The organism is Micrococcus sp. HMSC31B01 (assembly GCF_001816085.1).
Lineage (GTDB): Bacteria > Actinomycetota > Actinomycetes > Actinomycetales > Micrococcaceae > Micrococcus > Micrococcus luteus.
Genome location: NZ_KV824853.1, coordinates 1 through 3,026, shown reverse-complemented (window position 1 = coordinate 3,026; position 3,026 = coordinate 1). Strand labels below are relative to the sequence as shown.

The window sequence follows — 3,026 nt, the reverse complement described above, 5'->3', positions numbered from 1 at the left end:
GAAGGGTCAGTTCCGCAGACGATTCGCCGGGGCCGAGCCGGGGGCGCCCGCGGCCCTGCGGCCGTCGGAACGGCGGTAGGCCATCGCGAGCACGGCCCCGGAGAGGTTGTGCCAGATCGAGAACACGGCGCCCGGCAGGGCTGCCGCCGGCGAGATGTACTGCGCGGCGAGGCCCGCGGCCAGGCCCGAGTTCTGCATGCCGACCTCGATCGAGACCGTGCGCGCCACGGGCGTGGGCAGCCGGAACAGCTTCGCCGCGCCGTAGCCGAGCAGGTAGCCGAGCCCGTTGTGCAGCACCACCGCTGCGAACACCAGCAGGCCCGCCGACAGCACGCGGGAGGCGCTGTTGCCGACGACGGCGGCCACCACCAGCGCGATGAACACCACCGAGACCCACGGCAGGGCGGGCAGCACGCGGTCGACGACGCGGCGCAGCAGCAGGCGCACGACGAGTCCGCCTAGGACCGGCAGGAGCACGATGTTCACGATGGACTTGGCCATGGCGCCGCCGTCGACGGCCATGTACTGGCCGGCCAGCCACAGGGTGAGCAGCGGCGTGAGCAGCGGGGCCAGGAGCGTGGACACGGAGGTCATGGCCACGGAGAGGGCGGTGTCGGCGCGGGCGAGGTAGCTGACCACGTTCGAGGACGTGCCGCCCGGGGCCGAGCCCACGAGGATCACGCCCGCCGCGAGCTCGGGCGGCAGCTGGAGCACGACGGCGACGCCGAGCCCCAGCAGCGGCATGATCGCGTACTGCGCCACCACGCCCAGCAGCACGGGCAGCGGCCGGCGGGCGACGAGGCCGAAGTCCGGAAGGGTCAGCGTCAGGCCCATGCCGAACATGATGATCCCGAGGAACAGGTTGACCTGGGGCAGCAGCGTCTTCGCGGCGGTCGGGGCGAGGAAGCCCACGAGCGCGGCGGCGAGCACCAGCAGCGGGAAGACGGTGACGGCGATGCGGGCGGAGCGGTCTTCCGCGCGGCGGGCGTCGGTGGGGGCGGGATCCGGTGCGGTCATCCCGTCATGGTAAGAGCGGGGCCGCGGTGCGTCGTCGCGTGACGCGGCGCCGTCGTCGGCCTTCCGGAATCTTCTGCGCCCCTGACCCTTCTGGACGTCCGCTCCCGCCCCAGAAGGGTCAGTTCCGCAGACGATCCTCCGCGCCACCGGCGTCGAGACCGCCACGCTCCGCGATCGCGGCCCGCACCAGCGCCGCCGTCTCGACGAATCCCCGCCACCGGTCCGTCCCCGCCACCCGGATGTTGAGCCAGCCCTGACGCAGGAACACCGCGTCCCGGCGGGTGTCCTTGCCGACCTGCGCGGCGCCGTCGTGGGTCTTGCCCTCGTAGTGGATCGCGATCCGCCACCGCCGGTAGCCGAGGTCCGCGCTGGCGGGGTGCCACAGCGAGTAGTCCGGGTCCCAGAGCTCGATCTGCAGGTCCGGCTCGGGCAGCCCCGCGGCCATCAGCGCCAGGCGCAGTTCGGTCTCGGCCGGGGAGTCGGAACCGGTGCGCACGAGCGCGAGCGCCTCCCGCGCCCGCACGATCCCGGCCTCGCCGGTGTGCCGCTCGAGCGCGGCGCCGAGCTCCCGGCGGGTGGCCAGCGCGACCTTCCCCCGCCGTTCGTCCTCCCGTGCCAGCCGATCTCCGACCGCCACGAGCGCGTCTCGGTCCAGGACGGTGGCCAGGTGGAACCAGGTGTCGGCGTGCGAGGTCCATCGCAGCCCGTGCAGCCGGTCCCTCCGCACGAGGACGCGGTCCAGGTCCACGAGCCGGGTGCGCACGCCGGGCTCCCGTAGCACCCGGCGGGTGCGGGACCGCAGGACGGTAGGACGCACCCGGGCCTTCACGTCGTCCGGGAGGGGCCAGCCCAGCAACCGGGCCACGGACTCTCCGGTCACCACGACGTCGGGACGCATCGCCGCCAGGTCCTGCAGCCGGGACAGCTCGGTGGCGAGGGGACGCGCGGGCGGCGTCGCCCCGGTGACGGGGCCGATCCAGCGGTAGTGGCCGTGCGCGACGCGTTCGACGTCCCGGCTGCGCAGCCGCGACCCGGACACCCCGGCGGCCAGCGCCTGCGCCCGCGTGAACGGGGCGTCCTGGAGGTGGGCGGGGAAGGGTCCGGGCACGCGCATGGCCCCGATCCTGCTCGCTCCCGACGTCGGCGGGCCCGGTTGTCCACAGGCCCTGCGGAGGCGTCGGGCCGACGTCGTCGTGGACGTCCTGCCGCGCGCTGGGAATCCGTTGCACATCTGACCCTTCTGGGCCGCCGCGCAGCGCTCGGAAGGGTCGGATCCGCAGAAGATTCCGGGATCACCCGCTCAGCCCGTACTCCTTCAGCATCTTCCGGGCCTCCTGGGTGCCGGCCCTCTGCAGCTCGAGCAGCTGCGCGTAGATCCCGCCGGACGCGGCCAGCTCGGCCGGGGTCCCGATCTCCTGCACCTGCCCGCCGCGCAGCGTGACGATCCGGTCCACGGACGCGATCGTGCTCAGCCGGTGCGCCACGATCAGGCTCGACCGCCCCACCATCAGGTCCTCGAGGGCCGCCTGCACGAGCCGTTCTGACTTCGTGTCCAGTGCGGAGGTGGCCTCGTCCAGCACAAGGATCGGCGCGTCCTTCAGCACGGCCCGCGCCACCGCGATCCGCTGCTTCTGCCCGCCGGACAGCCGCAGCCCGCGCTCGCCGATCACCTGTTCGTAGCCGTCGTCGAACGCCGCCACGAACCGGTGCGCGTACGCGGCCTTGGCGGCGGCCCGGACGCGCTCGTCGGAGGCGTCGGGGTCCGCGTAGGCGATGTTCTCGCGCACCGTCCCGGAGAACAGGCTCGGCTCCTGGAACACGGTGGCGATCCGCCCGCGCAGCGCGGCCAGGTCCAGCCCGGCGACGTCCTGTCCGAACACCTCGATGCGTCCGCTCGTCACCGGGTACAGACCCAGCAGCAGGTGCGCGATGGTCGACTTCCCGCCGCCCGACTCGCCCACGAGCGCCACCCTGGCACCCCGCGGGCAGGGCCCGGGAGAACAGCCCGG

Annotated in this window: 3 protein-coding genes; all 3 read right to left on the bottom strand. The window is 73.9% G+C overall.

Translation table 11 applies throughout. The features are described 5' to 3' along the window. Positions 1-6 precede the first annotated feature (6 nt). Positions 7-1,017, bottom strand: a complete 1,011-nt coding sequence (locus HMPREF3105_RS00750) for a bile acid:sodium symporter family protein (RefSeq protein WP_020625623.1) — start codon at positions 1,015-1,017, stop codon at positions 7-9. Between the two features lie 118 nt (positions 1,018-1,135). Beyond that, the gene (locus HMPREF3105_RS00745; RefSeq protein WP_049147022.1) at positions 1,136-2,131 is read right to left on the bottom strand and encodes a hypothetical protein; all 996 of its coding nucleotides are present in this window, start codon (positions 2,129-2,131) and stop codon (positions 1,136-1,138) included. 178 nt (positions 2,132-2,309) lie between these two features. Further along, positions 2,310-3,026, bottom strand: a 717-nt coding sequence (locus HMPREF3105_RS00740; protein WP_141762365.1) for an ABC transporter ATP-binding protein, incomplete at its 5' end; no start/stop codon positions are given.

Bases quoted from the DNA above. Each gene is read 5' to 3' on its own strand.
- HMPREF3105_RS00745 (WP_049147022.1), bottom strand. From the start codon at position 2,131: ATGCGCGTGCCCGGACCCTTCCCCGCCCACCTCCAGGACGCCCCGTTC.
- HMPREF3105_RS00750 (WP_020625623.1), bottom strand. From the start codon at position 1,017: ATGACCGCACCGGATCCCGCCCCCACCGACGCCCGCCGCGCGGAAGAC.